Origin of the sequence: Microbulbifer thermotolerans (genome assembly GCF_900112305.1) — a bacterium.
GTDB classification, from domain to species: Bacteria; Pseudomonadota; Gammaproteobacteria; order Pseudomonadales; family Cellvibrionaceae; genus Microbulbifer; species Microbulbifer thermotolerans.
This window is the reverse complement of the sequence record NZ_FOKT01000002.1, coordinates 32,367-46,787: the sequence shown is the minus strand read 5'-3', so window position 1 is coordinate 46,787 and position 14,421 is coordinate 32,367. Positions and strand designations below refer to the sequence as shown.

At 59.1% G+C, this 14,421-nt stretch carries 14 protein-coding genes; 10 read left to right on the top strand and 4 right to left on the bottom strand.

Annotation, left to right across the window (positions count from 1 at the left end; translation table 11 throughout):
- From BM155_RS02750 to BM155_RS02720, 7 genes are all read left to right on the top strand, one after another.
- Positions 1 to 1,281, top strand: a complete 1,281-nt coding sequence (locus tag BM155_RS02750; RefSeq protein WP_067153154.1) for a glycosyltransferase — start codon at positions 1 to 3, stop codon at positions 1,279 to 1,281.
- 2 nt (positions 1,282 to 1,283) lie between these two features.
- Entirely contained in the window at positions 1,284 to 3,692 is a 2,409-nt protein-coding gene (locus BM155_RS02745) for an endonuclease/exonuclease/phosphatase family protein (RefSeq protein WP_074901380.1), read from the top strand.
- Between the two features lie 179 nt (positions 3,693 to 3,871).
- Positions 3,872 to 4,552, top strand: a complete 681-nt coding sequence (locus tag BM155_RS02740) for a Bax inhibitor-1/YccA family protein (RefSeq protein WP_067153152.1) — start codon at positions 3,872 to 3,874, stop codon at positions 4,550 to 4,552.
- Between the two features lie 66 nt (positions 4,553 to 4,618).
- Entirely contained in the window at positions 4,619 to 5,011 is a 393-nt protein-coding gene (gene tusD / locus BM155_RS02735; protein WP_067153150.1) for a sulfurtransferase complex subunit TusD, read from the top strand.
- A gap of 4 nt (positions 5,012 to 5,015) precedes the next feature.
- A complete protein-coding gene (tusC, locus tag BM155_RS02730) occupies positions 5,016 to 5,381 on the top strand; it encodes a sulfurtransferase complex subunit TusC (RefSeq protein WP_067157663.1) in 366 nt (121 codons plus the stop codon).
- Between the two features lie 2 nt (positions 5,382 to 5,383).
- Complete coding sequence (gene tusB, locus BM155_RS02725) at positions 5,384 to 5,665, top strand: sulfurtransferase complex subunit TusB (protein ID WP_067153148.1); 282 nt, start codon at positions 5,384 to 5,386, stop codon at positions 5,663 to 5,665.
- Positions 5,665 to 6,000, top strand: a complete 336-nt coding sequence (locus tag BM155_RS02720) for a TusE/DsrC/DsvC family sulfur relay protein (RefSeq protein ID WP_067153146.1) — start codon at positions 5,665 to 5,667, stop codon at positions 5,998 to 6,000. Before tusB ends, BM155_RS02720 begins: the two co-directional genes overlap by 1 nt.
- 14 nt (positions 6,001 to 6,014) lie before the next feature.
- Here BM155_RS02720 and BM155_RS02715 read toward each other — a convergent pair whose 3' ends face one another.
- On the bottom strand, positions 6,015 to 6,419 hold the full coding sequence (locus BM155_RS02715; RefSeq protein WP_067153144.1) for a secondary thiamine-phosphate synthase enzyme YjbQ: 405 nt from the start codon (positions 6,417 to 6,419) through the stop codon (positions 6,015 to 6,017).
- 64 nt (positions 6,420 to 6,483) lie between these two features.
- Between BM155_RS02715 and trmA the strand changes: the two genes are divergently transcribed.
- Positions 6,484 to 7,572 (top strand): tRNA (uridine(54)-C5)-methyltransferase TrmA, encoded by a 1,089-nt coding sequence (gene trmA / locus BM155_RS02710; protein WP_074900994.1) that lies wholly within the window; start codon positions 6,484 to 6,486, stop codon positions 7,570 to 7,572.
- Between the two features lie 378 nt (positions 7,573 to 7,950).
- Here trmA and BM155_RS02705 read toward each other — a convergent pair whose 3' ends face one another.
- Genes BM155_RS02705 through BM155_RS02695 form a run of 3 tightly spaced genes read right to left on the bottom strand, consistent with a single transcriptional unit; the run spans position 7,951 to position 10,741 of the window.
- A complete protein-coding gene (locus tag BM155_RS02705) occupies positions 7,951 to 8,415 on the bottom strand; it encodes a DUF2489 domain-containing protein (protein WP_074900992.1) in 465 nt (154 codons plus the stop codon).
- A complete protein-coding gene (locus tag BM155_RS02700; protein ID WP_074900989.1) occupies positions 8,412 to 9,344 on the bottom strand; it encodes an AEC family transporter in 933 nt (310 codons plus the stop codon). The genes BM155_RS02705 and BM155_RS02700 overlap by 4 nt, the downstream gene beginning before the upstream one ends.
- Positions 9,345 to 9,349: 5 nt before the next feature.
- On the bottom strand, positions 9,350 to 10,741 hold the full coding sequence (locus BM155_RS02695; protein WP_067153136.1) for a DNA recombination protein RmuC: 1,392 nt from the start codon (positions 10,739 to 10,741) through the stop codon (positions 9,350 to 9,352).
- A 67-nt stretch (positions 10,742 to 10,808) separates the two neighbouring features.
- Here BM155_RS02695 and murI point away from each other — a divergent pair, with 67 nt between their 5' ends.
- Together murI and BM155_RS02685 are read left to right on the top strand one after the other, a co-directional pair.
- Positions 10,809 to 11,639, top strand: a complete 831-nt coding sequence (gene murI / locus BM155_RS02690; protein WP_074900986.1) for a glutamate racemase — start codon at positions 10,809 to 10,811, stop codon at positions 11,637 to 11,639.
- 58 nt (positions 11,640 to 11,697) lie between these two features.
- Positions 11,698 to 14,409: a PD-(D/E)XK nuclease family protein gene (locus BM155_RS02685; RefSeq protein WP_074900984.1), complete on the top strand. Its 2,712-nt coding sequence runs from the start codon at positions 11,698 to 11,700 to the stop codon at positions 14,407 to 14,409.
- Positions 14,410 to 14,421 lie beyond the last annotated feature (12 nt).

Below are 14,421 nucleotides of genomic sequence, written 5' to 3'. Positions count from 1 at the left end.
ATGAACATCGTCATGCTCACAAACACCTACCTGCCGCATGTAGGGGGTGTTGCACGTTCGGTGGCTGCTTTCTCTGAAGAATACCGGAAGCGAGGCCATCGGGTTTTGGTAGTAGCACCGGAATTTCCGGAAAAAATCAAAGGCGAGCAGGATGTAATACGCATCCACGCACTACAGAACTTCAACGGCAGTGATTTTTCGGTGGCTCTGCCCTTCTCCGGCCACTTGCGTGAGCGGTTGGAAGCTTTCCGGCCGGACATTGTCCACGCCCACCACCCCTTCCTACTCGGCATGACCGCCCTACGAATCTCCCGCGCCTGGGAGCTGCCACTGGTATTTACCCACCACACACTCTACGAGCGCTACACCCACTATGTGCCCGCGGACTCCCAGGCGCTCAAGCGCTTTGTGATAGAGCTGGCCACCCGCTATGCCAACCTGGCGAGCCTTGTATTTGCACCCAGCGCCAGTATCGCTGCCCTGCTGCGCAGACGCGGTGTCAAAACAGCGATTGCCGAAGTTCCCACCGGTGTGCAAAGACAACACTTTATCGCCGGCAACGGCAATAAAGCGCGGGAAAAATATCAGATTCCGCAATCCGCCTTTGTACTCGGACACCTGGGGCGACTGGCACCGGAAAAAAATCTAACCTTTCTCTCCGCGGTAGTGGCGGAGTTTATGCAAAACAATCCCCATGTACATTTTCTGCTGGTAGGCGACGGCCCTATGGCAAAGGAGATAAAGGATTTATTTGCCAGCAGGGGGCTATCGGCGCGCTTGCACATGCCCGGAACCCTTCAGGGCGCTCTCCAGAGCGACGCCTATGCAGCGATGGATGGTTTCATTTTTACGTCCACCAGTGAGACTCAGGGCATGGTACTCAGCGAGGCCATGGCCTCCGGAGTCCCGGTCATCGCCTTGGATGCAAACGGGACCCGTGAAGTGGTACGCGACGGTATCAACGGCCGTCTTCTGCCTCGAGAGAATCGCGGTGATTTTATCGCCGCGCTGCAATGGCTTTGTGAACAAACGCCACAACAGCGCCATAAACTGAAGCAAGAGGCACTGCGCACCGCGGAAAATTTTTCCATGGAAAACTGCGCAACCCGCGCTCTGGCGCTCTATGAACCCCTGCTGAAACACAATTGGCCACTGGACGACTCCCTCTACGCCCAATGGCACCGACTGCGTAACCTGATAGGTGCCCAGTGGGAAATCCTAGAAGGCGTAACGGGGGCAGCGGGGGCCGCATTTCAACACACACCGCCAAGGTGGCCCTGAAGATGCTCACGCGTATAGAGACGGCGCTGCGCCGCTGGCGCCGGCGATTCAGCCGCAGTGAATGGATGGTGCGCCTCCTCAAGCTCCCCACCAGCAAGTGCCCCCCCAGCGCTCACGGCCTAGTACTCATCCAAATAGATGGTCTCGCTTATCCGCAATTGCAAAAAGCCCTGGCGAAGAATCGCATGCCTTTCCTGCAACGCCTGATCCGCAAGGAGCATTACCATCTGGAGCATATGTTTCCCGGTGTTCCCTCCACCACCCCGGCTGTGCAGGCGGAACTCTTTTACGGCGTGCGAGCCGCCGTACCCGCTTTTGCCTTTATGATGCGCGATACGCAGCAACTGGTACGTATGTATGATCCAGACGCAGCAACACGGGTTGAAGCCCGCTTGCAAAACATCGCTTCCGATCCGCTACTCAAAGGTGGCTCTTCTTATTTAAGCCTGTTTCGCGCCGGCACGGATGAGGGTGAGGCCCATTTTTGTCCAGCCTCCCTTGGCTGGGGACCGGCACTCCGCAACGCCAGCCCGTGGAAGCTATTGGCCCTTCTGGCGAGCAATCTTTGGGGGCTCTTGCGCACAGCCGGCCTGCTGATTGTGGAGACCGTACTGGCACTGGTGGATCTGGTGCGCGGTGTTATCCAAGGGCAGAACTTCCTGCGCGAACTCATGTTCGTACCCACCCGGGTTGCGGTTACTATCCTGATGCGCGAATTGTGCACCTTCGGCGTCAAGATGGATATTGCCCGCGGCATGCCGGTGATCTATATCAACCTGCTCGGTTACGACGAACAATCTCACCGCCGCGGCCCCGACTCCGCCTTCGCCCACTGGACACTCAAAGGCATAGACGACGCCATAGGGCGCATCTGGCGCGCCGCGCACCGGTCCGAGCGGCGACACTATGACGTCTGGATATTCTCCGATCACGGCCAGGAGCATACGGAACCCTACGAAACCCGCTACGGTCGCACTCTGGGAGAAGCCCTGACCGAAGCCCTATCCGAACTGCCCGGCCTTCCCAGGGAGTACCGGTCCGCCGGCCGCCGCGCCGTACAGCTGGAGCCAGCGCGCCTCTTTGGCGCCGAATGGATCGAAAAATTTATTCCGGGCGAAGGCCCGGAACATCCACACAGCCAATCCCCTCTGGCGCTGACAGGGCTGGGGCCCATGGCCATGCTCTACAACCTGCACCTGGGCGGGGTACCGCCAGCTCAGGTGGCGCAGCGGATCGTCGAGCGGGCTGGTGTCCCTCTGGTCCTCTACCGCTCCGGCCCGGAAGATGGGGCGCCGGTGCACGGCTGGTGTAAAGACGGGCCGGTAAAACTGCCTGAGGACGGCCTCCGCCTGATGGGGGAAGATCACCCTTTTGCTGCGGAAACCACCGCAGATCTGGTCCAACTGTGCCGCCACCCGGACGCCGGGGACTTTATTATGTGCGGCTGGTGTGCCGGTGAACGTCCCATGACCTTTGCGGTGGAAAACGGCAGCCACGGCGGGCCCGGCCCCAACGAAACCCACGCCTTCGCCCTACTGCCCGCGGACTTCCTTCCGCCGGAACAAGGCTACTGGCGCGCGGAAGACCTGCGCCGCTGCGCGCAAACATTCCTGCGCGAGATAGAGACACCACCGGCGCCGCGCCCACAGACAGCAAAGACTCTGCGGGTAATGACCTACAACGTGCACAGCTGCCTGGGGTTGGACGGCAAATATTCCCCGCGGCGTGTCGCCCGCATTATCGCCCGCTATCGGCCAGATGTAGTGGCGCTGCAGGAACTGGATGTCACCCGCTCCCGCAGCGGCGGTGTGAATCAGGCCGAGCAGATCGCCAAGTACCTGGCGATGGATTACCACTTCCACCCGGCGATTCACATGGAAAATGAGCGCTACGGCGATGCAATTCTCAGCCGCTTGCCAATGCGCCTGGTCAAAAAAGGCATACTGCCCGGCCCGCCGCCGCGCAGCGGCGTGCGCCTGGTACCCAAGGTGATCGAACCCCGCGGCGCCATATGGATAGAAGTGCAACTGGAAGGAGAAAAGCTACAGATACTCAATACCCATTTGGGACTGGATAAGCTCGAACGGCTGCGGCAGATAGATACGCTGCTAGGCCCCGAATGGCTGGCACACATCGACTGCCAGGGCCCCACAATACTGATGGGAGATTTCAACGCCCTGCCCAACTCGGTGGAATACAAGCGCCTTTGCGGCCGCCTCCACGACGTACAATTGCTCGCGCCGCGCCACAAACCCAAAGGTACCTTCCCCAGCCGCATGAAGCAGGTCCGTATCGATTACATTTTTGTGGAAAGGCACCTCAGGGTGAAGAAAACCCTGGTGCCGCGCAACGAACTGACCAAGTTAGCCTCGGACCATCTGCCTCTGATCGCAGACATTCAACTGCCGTAAAGCAGCTGGTACACAGAACCAAGGGCGAAAGGCAGCGACTCTATTCCTATTTTTTGTGGCCAAATCACTGCGACGCTGGCAGCTGGTCAAGGAAATCGTCAACGAACGGCCTGTTGACTTGATGGTCCAATCTAGCGGCTATATGATTCAATACAATTGTTCACTAGCAGGAGTCGCTAATGCAGCCGCAAATATACACACAGTCCGGAGCGCTGGACCGCCAGGATACGGCCAAGGTTCTGCGCAACACCTACGCCCTATTGGCGATGACCGTACTCTTCAGTGCCGTGACCGCCGGTATCGCGCTGGCGCTGGACATGGGTCGCGGTATGGGCCTTATCTGCTCCATCGCTGCCCTGGTACTCATCTGGTTCGTGCTGCCGCGCACCGCCAACTCCGCCTCGGGTATCGGAGTGGTATTCGCCTTTACCGGTCTGCTGGGCGCTTCTCTCGGCCCGATGCTCAAGCATTATCTCGGCCTCGCCGGGGGCGGCCAGATCGTCATGCAGGCACTGGGAACCACGGCGCTGATTTTCTTCGCCCTGTCCGCCTATGTTCTAACCACCCGCAAGGATTTCAGCTTTATGGGCGGCTTCCTTTTCGTGGGGCTGATCGGTGTGCTGGTGTGCAGCCTGGGCATGGTGATCGCCGGTTTCTTTGGTGTATATATGCCCCTGGCCAGCGTAGTATTAAGTGGTGTAATCGCCCTGCTGTTTTCCGGCTTTATCCTCTTCGATACCAGCCGGATTATCCACGGCGGTGAAACCAACTACCTGATGGCCACCACTGCGCTGTACCTGGATATCCTGAACCTGTTTACCAGCCTGCTGCACATCTTCGGCTTCGCTTCCGACGATTAATCCGCAGCCCTGTTTTCAGGTCCACCCAATGCCCCGCTTGTGCGGGGCATTTTAATTGCCAAGCCTATGAAATTTGCCCTAGCCGTCCACTCAGCCCCGCACACATCCCAGTCCGCGGCCAGCGCACTGCGGTTCGCCCGCGCTCTGCTCGCCCAGGGCCACGAACTCTACCGGGTGTTCTTTTACTGCGACGGTGTGCACAACGGCAGTGTCCTGGCCGCACCGCCACAGGATGAGGCAGACTTGGTCGGCGAATGGCAGGCGCTGCAACAAGCCCACGGTCTGGACCTGGTGGTCTGCATCGCCGCGGCCCAGCGCCGGGGCGTATTAAGCGAATCCGAAGCCGGACGCTTGGAAAAATCAGCAGCAAACCTGGCACCCGGTTTCGAGCTGGCCGGCCTCGGCCAGTTGGCTGACGCAATCGCCAATGCCGACCGGCTGGTAACCTTTGGAGGCTGACACGGTGGAGGGAAAAAGCACACTGGCACTTTGCCGCCAGCCGCCCTACGGCAATGCCCTGGCCCGCGAAGGACTGGAAGCCGTGCTTGCCGCCGCGGCAATGGACTTGGTACCAGACCTGTTATTTCTATCAGACGGTGTTTTTCAGCTGCTCGACAACCAGTCCCCCGCTGAAATACACCAAAAAAGCCTGCAGCGAAACCTACAGGCACTCCCAATGTTTGGCATCGAACAAATCTTCGTCTGTGGGCGCAGCCTCATTGAGCGCGGCATCAGTGCGGATCAAATTACGATCCCTGGCGTGGAAGTGCGCCAAGTACAGGATACCGGTAAGCTAATCGCCGCTTACGATACGGTTTTGAGTTTCTGAAAATGACTCTGCATATCGTCAGTAAATCTCCCTACGGCTGTAACGCCCTGACCGAGTGCCTCGCCACCTTTGCCGAGGGCGATGTACTGCTGTTGATTGAAGATGGTGTCTACGCTCTGACCGACCACAAGTGGGAAGCGGCCCCCGCGGGGTCTGTCTACTGCCTGAGAGCAGATGCGGAAGCCCGCGGAATCGCGATACCGGAAAAGGTCGAGGGCATTGATGACACCCGCTGGGTAGAGCTCTGTACCCGGCACAATCCCATTGTCAGTTGGTACAAGTGATGAACAAGCTCCTGGTGCAAGGGCGCGAAATTGCGCTGGACAAAGAGGGCTACCTGCGCAATCTGGAAGACTGGAGCCCTGCGGTAGCCGAACAACTCGCGGGTGCCGAAAAAATTGAGCTCACAGAAGCACACTGGGAAGTCATCCGGCTGTTGCAAGCCTTCTACAAAGAGTTCGAGCTGTCCCCGGCAATGCGCCCGCTGGTGAAGTACATCGGCCAGCACCTGGGGGCTGAAAAAGGGAAAAGCATCTACCTGATGCAGCTGTTTCCCCCCAGCCCAGCAAAGGTGGCAAGCAAAATCGCCGGACTGCCGAAGCCGACAAACTGCCTGTAGCCCCCCCTCGCCCGTCAGATATGCACAATCACGCGCCGCCTGCCGCGGCAGTGCCTGTGCTCCCACAAATAGATGCCCTGCCAGGTGCCCAACAGCAGGCGCCCGCCTTTCACTGGAATAGAGAGGCTCGTTGCCGTCAACGCCGCTTTGATATGCGCCGGCATATCGTCGGGCCCCTCAAGCGTGTGTGTATAGAGCCTGTCACCTTCGGGTACCAGCCGGTTCAGCCAGTTTTCCAGGTCTGTGCGCGCCGAAGGGTCAGCGTTCTCCTGGATCAGCAAGCTGGCGGAGGTATGCTGGATAAACAAGGTGCACAGCCCTTCATCGACATTCTGCTTCGCCAGCCATTCAGCCACCTGCGCGGTGAATTCGTGCAAACCCTGCCCCCGTACCGGGATGCTAAGCTCCCCTATCGCCATAGAGATTCCTCAATGCTTTTCTTACAATGCGCGCCCGCTTACTGATCCAGCACGGCATTTTAATATGGCTATACATCGCGTTAACACCGGAGACTATGAAAACCAGCTGCGGCAAAAGGCCGAACGGCTGCGCGAGGCCTACAGCGGCTATACGGACCTGGAACCGGAAGTTTTCCCGTCACCGCCGATCCACTACCGCCTGCGGGCCGAGTTCAAGATCTGGCAGGAAGGCGGCCGCGCCCACTACGCCATGTACCGTCAGGGTGAGTACAAAAAGCCATTTGTTATCGAGGAATTCACCGTCGGCTCCGAGCTGATCAATCACCTGATGCCAAGGCTACTAGCCGCAGTCAACGACAGTGAAGTATTGCGTAAAAGGCTGTTCTCAGCGGAATTCCTGACCACCTTGAGCGGTGACGCACTGATCACCCTGATCTACCACAAGAAACTGGATGATGCCTGGGTGGCGGAAGCCCGTGCATTGCAAGAAAAACTCGGCTACCCGGTTCTCGGCCGCTCACGCAGGCAAAAGCTCGTACTGGAGCGGGACTATGTCACCGAAGCGCTGCAAATAGGTAATAAAACCTATCACTACAAGCAGGTAGAAGGCAGTTTTACCCAGCCCAACGGCGAAATCTGCCGCGCCATGATCCAGTGGGCCAAAGATGCCTGCGGCGATAGCGGGGGTGACCTGCTGGAGCTTTATTGCGGCAATGGCAACTTCACCATTCCCCTGGCCGAACATTTCGACAAGGTGCTGGCAACGGAGATTTCGAAGGTTTCGGTCAATGCGGCGCAGGAAAACATCCGCATGAACGGCGTAAGCAATCTAAACATCGTGCGCCTGTCCAGCGAGGAGTTTACCCAAGCCATTGACCGGGTGCGGCCCTTCCGAAGACTACGGGACATCGACCTGGACAGCTACGACTTTTCCACGGTGCTGGTGGACCCGCCGCGGGCCGGCCTGGATGCGGAGACCTGTGCCATGGTCGCGCGTTTTCCGCGTATTCTGTACATCTCCTGCAACCCCCATACACAGCTGGACAATCTAAAGGCTCTGAGCAAGACACACAGAATTGAGCGCTTTGCCTTATTCGATCAGTTTCCCTATACGGAACACACTGAAACGGGATTGTTACTGGTGCGAAAATAGGCGCGGCGCAAAAGCCGCACCGACAGAGCAGCGATCAAGCCTGGGAACCTCTGATCCATGCGCACTGCAACTGTGGCCGCCCCGGTCCGCCAAGGAAGCGCGATTCTTTCACAAAGGGAACCTCTGATTAATTCGAGGGGATACTACGGTGGGTTCCGGGGCACTCAGGCAACAGGATGGGTATTTCGAAAACGCACAAGTACTTCCCTGTAGCTCCGTCGGATACATCCCTGTATCCGACGGTTTCGAAATATCCATCCTATCACCTGAGCTTCTCATCCGCCCACGAAGAATCTCTGCCCCCAGAACGTGAATTAATCAGAGTTTCCAAAGGTCGCGGATACCCCCGGCCCCTGGCACCGTAACACCGCACACCTGTCAGAAGGTGCGGCCCAAAATCCGCCGCGCCGCATCCAGGGCAAAATCCCGGTACTCATCTTCGATTTTTGCCATTTCGCGCTCAAACTGAAACTGCTTTTTGCGCGGCAGTTTTTTCCATTCCTTCAGGATTGGAATATGGCTGGTTTTCTCAGCGACCGTATAAAAAACCACAAATTCCTCGCGGACGCCCTGCTCCACCTGCAGGGCATCCAACAGTACGCGAATACGGATCGACGCCTCCGTCAGCCCTACACCATCATCCAACAATGTGCGCGCAATTATCTGAATACTGTCGTTAACCCGCTGGCGCTGGTCTGCAGCGGCCTGTTCCAACTCCGCCAGCTGCTGCGCCTGCTGTTTTTGTGCAAGATGCAGTTTGCGCAGGTAATAACCAGCCACCACCGCCAAAGCAAATAAGATCAGGGCGGCCACAATCAGTACCCAAACGGGAAAAACATTCATTGGAAAAACACCTCTAACAACGCCAGCCCTAGGCTCGCGGTAATAATGGAAAGGAGTGTACTGAGGGCAACAACATTGGCGGCAAGCTGACTATTGCCACCCATTGCGCGCGCCATAATAAAGGAAACCGTGGCGCTCGGCGTACAGGCAAGCAATAACAACACCCCCATGGACTGTGCCGGCAGCTGAAAAAGCCAACCAGCGGTGAGCATGACTGCGGGTACCAGCACTAATTTGAAGCCGACCGCCCCCAAAGCGGCCAGGGAGCTGCGGCGCAACAGGCTAAAATCCAGACTGGCACCGATGCACAAGAGCGCCACCGGAAGCGTAATCGATGCCAGGTATTCCCCTGTTTGCAGCAATATCTGCGGCAGCGCCAATGCCAGTTGTTTACAGATCAGCGCCAGCACTATGGCAATAATCAGTGGATTCTGGGCAATATCTCTCGCCAGTTTGCGCCAACTGAACTTGATATCCTGGCTGTACACTGAGAACAAAATGACGGCTGCCAGGTTGTAGACGATTGTCACCACCGCCATCAGCAGCGCCGCCTGCGCCAATCCACTATTGCCGTAAGCGTTGGCCGCCCAGGCGAGGCCGATAATTCCCAAATTGCCGCGAAAGGCGCCCTGAATAAATGCACTGCGATCCCCCCGTGTCAGCGGTCGCGCTGCCAGCCATGCGAGAGGAATTGTCACCAGGGTACCGATCAATCCCGCCGCCAGCAGCGGCAGTTCGCGCCGAAGCTCCGCCTCTGCGGTAAAAATATTAATAAACAGCAATATCGGCAGAGTGATCAGAAACACCAGGCGCGACGCGTCGTCGACAAAGGCGCGCCGCAACAAACCGATCTTCGCCAGCCAGTAACCGATAATCAGCGTCAGAAAAATCGGCCCGGTAACAGAGAAAGCAAAGGAAAATGTCTCCATCTGGCTCAGCCGCCGTCCGCTTCCGGCTCTGGCAGAGCTGCCTGTTCCTCCGCCGCCGCGCGCTCGCGCAGCTCCGCGGCAATCTGCTTGCGAGTGCGGGCACCCAGCTTGCGCAGGCTGTCGATACGCTTGACCGCATTGCCGCGGCCGGTGGCCAGGCGCTTATAGGTCTGGTCATAGGCATCCTGCGCCTGGCGCAGGCGCCCTCCCAGTTCATCGAGTGATTCCAGTACCATGGCGAACTGATCGTGCAGTTTGCCCGCTTCCTCGGCAATCTTCTCCGCGTTTTTATTTTGTTTCTCATAACGCCAGATATTCTCCACCGTGCGCAAGGTGGCCATCAGGCTGGTGGGGCTTACCAGCACGATCTGGCGTTCATAGGCAAAGCGGAACAACTCCGGGTCCGCCTGCATTGCCAGCATGTATGCCGCTTCGATGGGAACAAAAATAAAAACGAAGTCCAGTGTGCGCACACCTTCCAACTGCTCGTAGGCTTTTTTATTAAGGCCTGTAATGTGGGCGCGCAGGGAGTTCACATGCTGCTTCAGTGCCCGGGCCCGCTCCTCTTCAGTTTCCGCGGCGCTGTAACGCTCGTAATCCACCAGTGAAACCTTGGCATCGATAATCAGATCCTTGTTCTCCGGCAGGCGCACGATCACGTCCGGCTGGCGGCGGCGGCCATCTTGGGTAATGGTCACCTGGGTCTCGTACTCGCGCCCTTTTTGCAGCCCGGACTCCTCCAGCAACCGCTCCAGCACCACCTCGCCCCAGTTCCCTTGAATCTTGCGATCCCCCTTCAGGGCCGAGGTCAGATTCAACGCCTCCTCGCTGATCCGCTGTGTCTGTTCACGCAGTGCCTTTATCTGCCCCAACAGGCTATTGCGCTCCGCGTTTTCGCGGTCGTAGACATGTTCCACCCGCTTGCGGAACTCTCCCAGCTGGCGCTCCAACGGGTCCAGGCTCTTGCGCAGGCTGTCCTCGCTGCGGCGCACAAACACCTGTTGCTTTTCCTCGAAAATGCGATTGGCCAGATTTTCAAACTGTTCCGCCATGGCCCTGCGGGTCTGCTCGAGCAGCGCCTGCTGCTCTTTCAGGGCCGCCTCATTTTTTTCCACCAGCACCTGACTGCGGGTCAGACGTTGCAATTTGTCCGCAAGATCCTCGCGCAGCCTTTTCACTTCACCCTCGAGCTGAGTCTCGCGCTCGCGGCTGCTGTCCAAGCGCGCTTCCACGATCTTCAGTTCCGCCCCGGCAGCCTGCAACTCCGCCTCTGTCTGTGCAAGCCGGCGCCCCAGCGCCGCTCTCGCCAGCCACGCGGTCAAAACGACGAGTATCGCCACGGCGGCGGCGAGCAAAATAACGAGATCCAGGCTTAACTGCAGCGGAAACAATTCCATATAAAACTCTTGGATTTGAGGTATTCTTTTCTGACCGGATTGAGCAGTCGGGATTAATTTGTGAACAATGACGGAAGCCGCGTATTCTAACAGCTTGCCCCCCAGCGCGCTGATCTTCGATTCCGGAGTGGGCGCCATCAGCATAGCGCGGGAGATACGCCGCCTGCTGCCCGGTCTAACCCTGCATTTTGGTATAGACAACGGCTTTTATCCCTACGGTATTAAAAGCGAAGACGAGTTGCGCCCGCGTATCGTCGATCAAGCCTACAGAATGATGTCCCGCTGTCGAGCCGACATCCTCGTAGTCGGCTGTAATACGGCCAGCACCCTGGCCCTGCCGCAGCTGCGGGAAGTGCTCGCTGAACCAGTGGTTGGTGTCGTACCGGCCATCAAGCCGGCGGCGGCGGCAACCCAGACACGCACCATCGCCCTGATAGCTACCCAGGGAACCGTAAACCGCAACTACACCCGTGAACTGATCGAGCAGTTCGCCAACGGCAACCGCGTTATCAATGTGCCGGCTCCGGAACTGGTACACCTGGCCGAAGCCAAGCTCCGCGGCGAAACGGTAACCGCAGAAGCATTGACGCCCGTACTGGCGCGGATTTTTCACACTGCCGGTGGCGATAAGGTGGACATCGCCGTGCTGGCCTGCACCCACTTTCCACTGCTCCGCGAAGAGCTCGATCGCTTCGCACCGCGCCGCATTCAATGGCTGGATTCCGGAGAGGCAATCGCGCGGCGGGTGCGTTGGTGGCTCGAAGAGCTGAACCTGAAGACCGGCGCACAACCGGAGCAAAGCCTGCTGTTGACCAGTGCCCCCGATCCCGGCGGCCGCATTGCCGGCGCTTTTTCCGAATTTGCCCCCCTGCTGATTTCCAGCGGTTCACCCGCTTGACACCTGCCAGCGAAACCGGGTTAATCCAAGCGACACGTAAAACCGAAATCCTGATTCCATGCTGCAACCGGCATTCCCCGCCCTGGATATCCTTGCCGAGCTTCCCCCGGGAGGCCTGCTCCTAACGCCAAACAACCGCTTGCGCAACCGCTGTCAGCAAGTCTATGCAGCCCAGCAGCCGCCCGGTGGCAGCTGGGTACCACCGCCGGTGGAATCCCTTTCGGGCTGGCTGGATAAACTGTGGGATGACTTGCAGCAACGCGGCTGGAAACCCGCCATGAAACGGCTGCTGAACCGCGAGCAACGGGAACTGCTGTGGCAGCGGGCCCTGGATGAAGCCCTTGAGCGCCCGCTGTTGAACGCGCCGCAGCTTTGTCGGGATGCGGACAACGCCCTGGCACAACTGCTTCAGTGGCAGCTGGTGGACGATATTGAACAACTGGATGCGGCGCTGGACCCGCTGCTGGAACGCTTCGCACTGACTCTGAATAAAGATCAGTATCCGCTCTTTGCAATGATCCGCAGCTTCGCCCGGCAACTTCACAATCACCAGGCGATCACACCGGATCAGCGCGACCAGCTGATTCTGCGCGCCCTGCGCGAGCATGTCCTGCAACCACTGCCGCGCATCGACACCGCGGGGTTCGCGCAGATGCCGCCGCTGGCGGCAGCCATCATTCACAGTGCGGCGGACAAAGTGGTCAAACACCAGTCCAGTCAACGCCGTGCGGAAATCCGCCGCGCCCCCTGCCGCGACCTGGAAGACGAACTCTATCAGGCCGCCCGTTGGGCCGCGCAAAAACTGGCGCACTCTCCCAACGCCAGTGTCGGTATCGTGGTCAACAATCTGGGGCAGTGTCGCGCCCAGGTTGAGGCCGTCTTCGCCCGCGTACTGGAGCCACAGTTCCTAAGTCCTGCCCAGCACCGCTACACCCTGCCGTTTAACTTCTCCGCCGGCACACCACTGGCCCAGACACCGGTCGGGAGTGCAGCCCTGCAACTGTTGGAACTGCTGCGGGACGACTGGGACTGCACCCAGCTCAGAAACCTGCTCTTCAACCCTTTCTGGCATACCCCCGATGAAGCGGAAACGGATGGCTTCTGGCTCAGAAGTGCCGTTTTCCGCCGCCTGCAACAACTCGAGCTGCGACGTATCGATGGCGCCACGCTCCGCTACTGGGTCGAGCGCACAGCGGAAAAGCTGGGGCTGGAAACCGCACAGCTGCCGCGCCAACTGGAACAGATCGGTGACCGGCAGCGCCGCTGGCAGCGTGCTCCGGCGGAAATTTGGGCGGTGCGATTTTCCGAGGTGCTCGCAATCCTCGGCTGGCCCGGCTGCCGCAACCCGGACAGCCAGGAATATCAGCAGCTGCAACAGTGGGAAAGCGCGCTCGAAGACTTGGCCGCCCTGTCCGAGTTTGCTGGCAGCCTCAGTCTGGCCCAAGCCCTGCAGCAACTGCGCCAGATCGCCAGCCGGACCCCCTTTCAGGCAGAGACCCGCGACGGGCCACTGCAGATTCTCGGCGTGCTCGAAGCCGGCGGTCTCGCCTTCGATCACCTGCGCCTGGTGGGATTCGGCCAACAGCAATGGCCGCCGGTACCCAATCCCAACCCACTGTTGCCCATCCAGTGGCAGAAACACTGGAAAATGCCCCGCGCCACCGCCGAGCGGGAGCTAGAGCTGGCCACTGAGCTGACCGCCGACCTGCTCAACGCCAGCCCGGAAATCGTCGTCAGCTATGCCTGCGAAGAAGATGGCGTCGCACAGGAACTCAGCCCCCTGTTCGGCAAGCTGGAAACAGCAGGTCCAGTGGATGGCGACCCTCTGAGCACGCACTGCGAACAACTTGCCGCCGCAGTGGCGCTGGAGAAAATCACCGACGACCGCCTTCCGCCTCTAACCCCGGCAGACTGCCGGCGCGTGCGGGGCGGCGCCTCGGTACTCCAGGCCCAAGCCCGCTGCCCTCTCAACGCGCAGCTGCGCCACCGCCTTGGCGCCGTGGAATTCCAGCTGCCGGATATAGGTCCCAGTCCCGCCGAGCGCGGCAATATCGTGCATCAGGTACTGGCGGAGTTCTGGCAACAGTGCGGCGATTCCGTGCGGCTCCAGTCCGTGGACAACGAAGCGCGCCAAGGGATCATAGATGCGGCCATAGACCGCTCACTGCGCGGCGCACGCAAAAAGCACGGACAACTACCCGCGGGCTTCTGGGACATGGAGAAACAGCGGCTACAGCGCCTGCTCCAGCAATGGCTACAACTAGAAGCCGCGCGCCCTGCCTTTGCGGTGGAAAACATCGAATGGGAACAGCAGGTGGAAATCGGCGGACTCAAATTCAGCCTGCGCCTAGACCGCCTCGACCAGCTCGCCAGCGGCGAGCAGCTGGTTATCGATTACAAGACCGGCCAACCAAATATCAACGACTGGCTCAGCGAGCGTATTCGCGAACCCCAGTTACCCCTCTATGCCCTGACCCAACCCAAAGCCCGTGCCATCGCCTTTGCTCAAGTGCGTACCAACGATTGTAAATGGAATGGCTGCGGCGACCTGCAAGACCCCATCGACGGGATCAAGGCTGTTGTCGATACCCAGAAAGACGCCCCCTACAGCACTTGGCAGGAGTTGAACGACCGCTGGCGGCAGAGCCTGCAAATGCTGGCCGAGGAATACCGAAGCGGGACCGCCACCCTGATCTTTGATCGCCCCGCGGACAACGATCCGCAACTCTGGCCCCTCAACCGCTGGCCGGAACGGGAACAGGACCGCTAACTGAAAACTGCG

What these genes read in the sequence shown, in the direction of transcription:
- BM155_RS02750 (WP_067153154.1), top strand. Translation starts at nt 1, where the DNA reads ATGAACATCGTCATGCTCACAAACACCTACCTGCCGCATGTAGGGGGT.
- BM155_RS02745 (WP_074901380.1), top strand. Translation starts at nt 1,284, where the DNA reads ATGCTCACGCGTATAGAGACGGCGCTGCGCCGCTGGCGCCGGCGATTC.
- BM155_RS02740 (WP_067153152.1), top strand. Translation starts at nt 3,872, where the DNA reads ATGCAGCCGCAAATATACACACAGTCCGGAGCGCTGGACCGCCAGGAT.
- tusD (WP_067153150.1), top strand. Translation starts at nt 4,619, where the DNA reads ATGAAATTTGCCCTAGCCGTCCACTCAGCCCCGCACACATCCCAGTCC.
- tusB (WP_067153148.1), top strand. Translation starts at nt 5,384, where the DNA reads ATGACTCTGCATATCGTCAGTAAATCTCCCTACGGCTGTAACGCCCTG.
- BM155_RS02720 (WP_067153146.1), top strand. Translation starts at nt 5,665, where the DNA reads ATGAACAAGCTCCTGGTGCAAGGGCGCGAAATTGCGCTGGACAAAGAG.
- BM155_RS02715 (WP_067153144.1), bottom strand. Translation starts at nt 6,419, where the DNA reads ATGGCGATAGGGGAGCTTAGCATCCCGGTACGGGGGCAGGGTTTGCAC.
- trmA (WP_074900994.1), top strand. Translation starts at nt 6,484, where the DNA reads ATGGCTATACATCGCGTTAACACCGGAGACTATGAAAACCAGCTGCGG.
- BM155_RS02705 (WP_074900992.1), bottom strand. Translation starts at nt 8,415, where the DNA reads ATGAATGTTTTTCCCGTTTGGGTACTGATTGTGGCCGCCCTGATCTTA.
- BM155_RS02700 (WP_074900989.1), bottom strand. Translation starts at nt 9,344, where the DNA reads ATGGAGACATTTTCCTTTGCTTTCTCTGTTACCGGGCCGATTTTTCTG.
- BM155_RS02695 (WP_067153136.1), bottom strand. Translation starts at nt 10,741, where the DNA reads ATGGAATTGTTTCCGCTGCAGTTAAGCCTGGATCTCGTTATTTTGCTC.
- murI (WP_074900986.1), top strand. Translation starts at nt 10,809, where the DNA reads ATGACGGAAGCCGCGTATTCTAACAGCTTGCCCCCCAGCGCGCTGATC.
- BM155_RS02685 (WP_074900984.1), top strand. Translation starts at nt 11,698, where the DNA reads ATGCTGCAACCGGCATTCCCCGCCCTGGATATCCTTGCCGAGCTTCCC.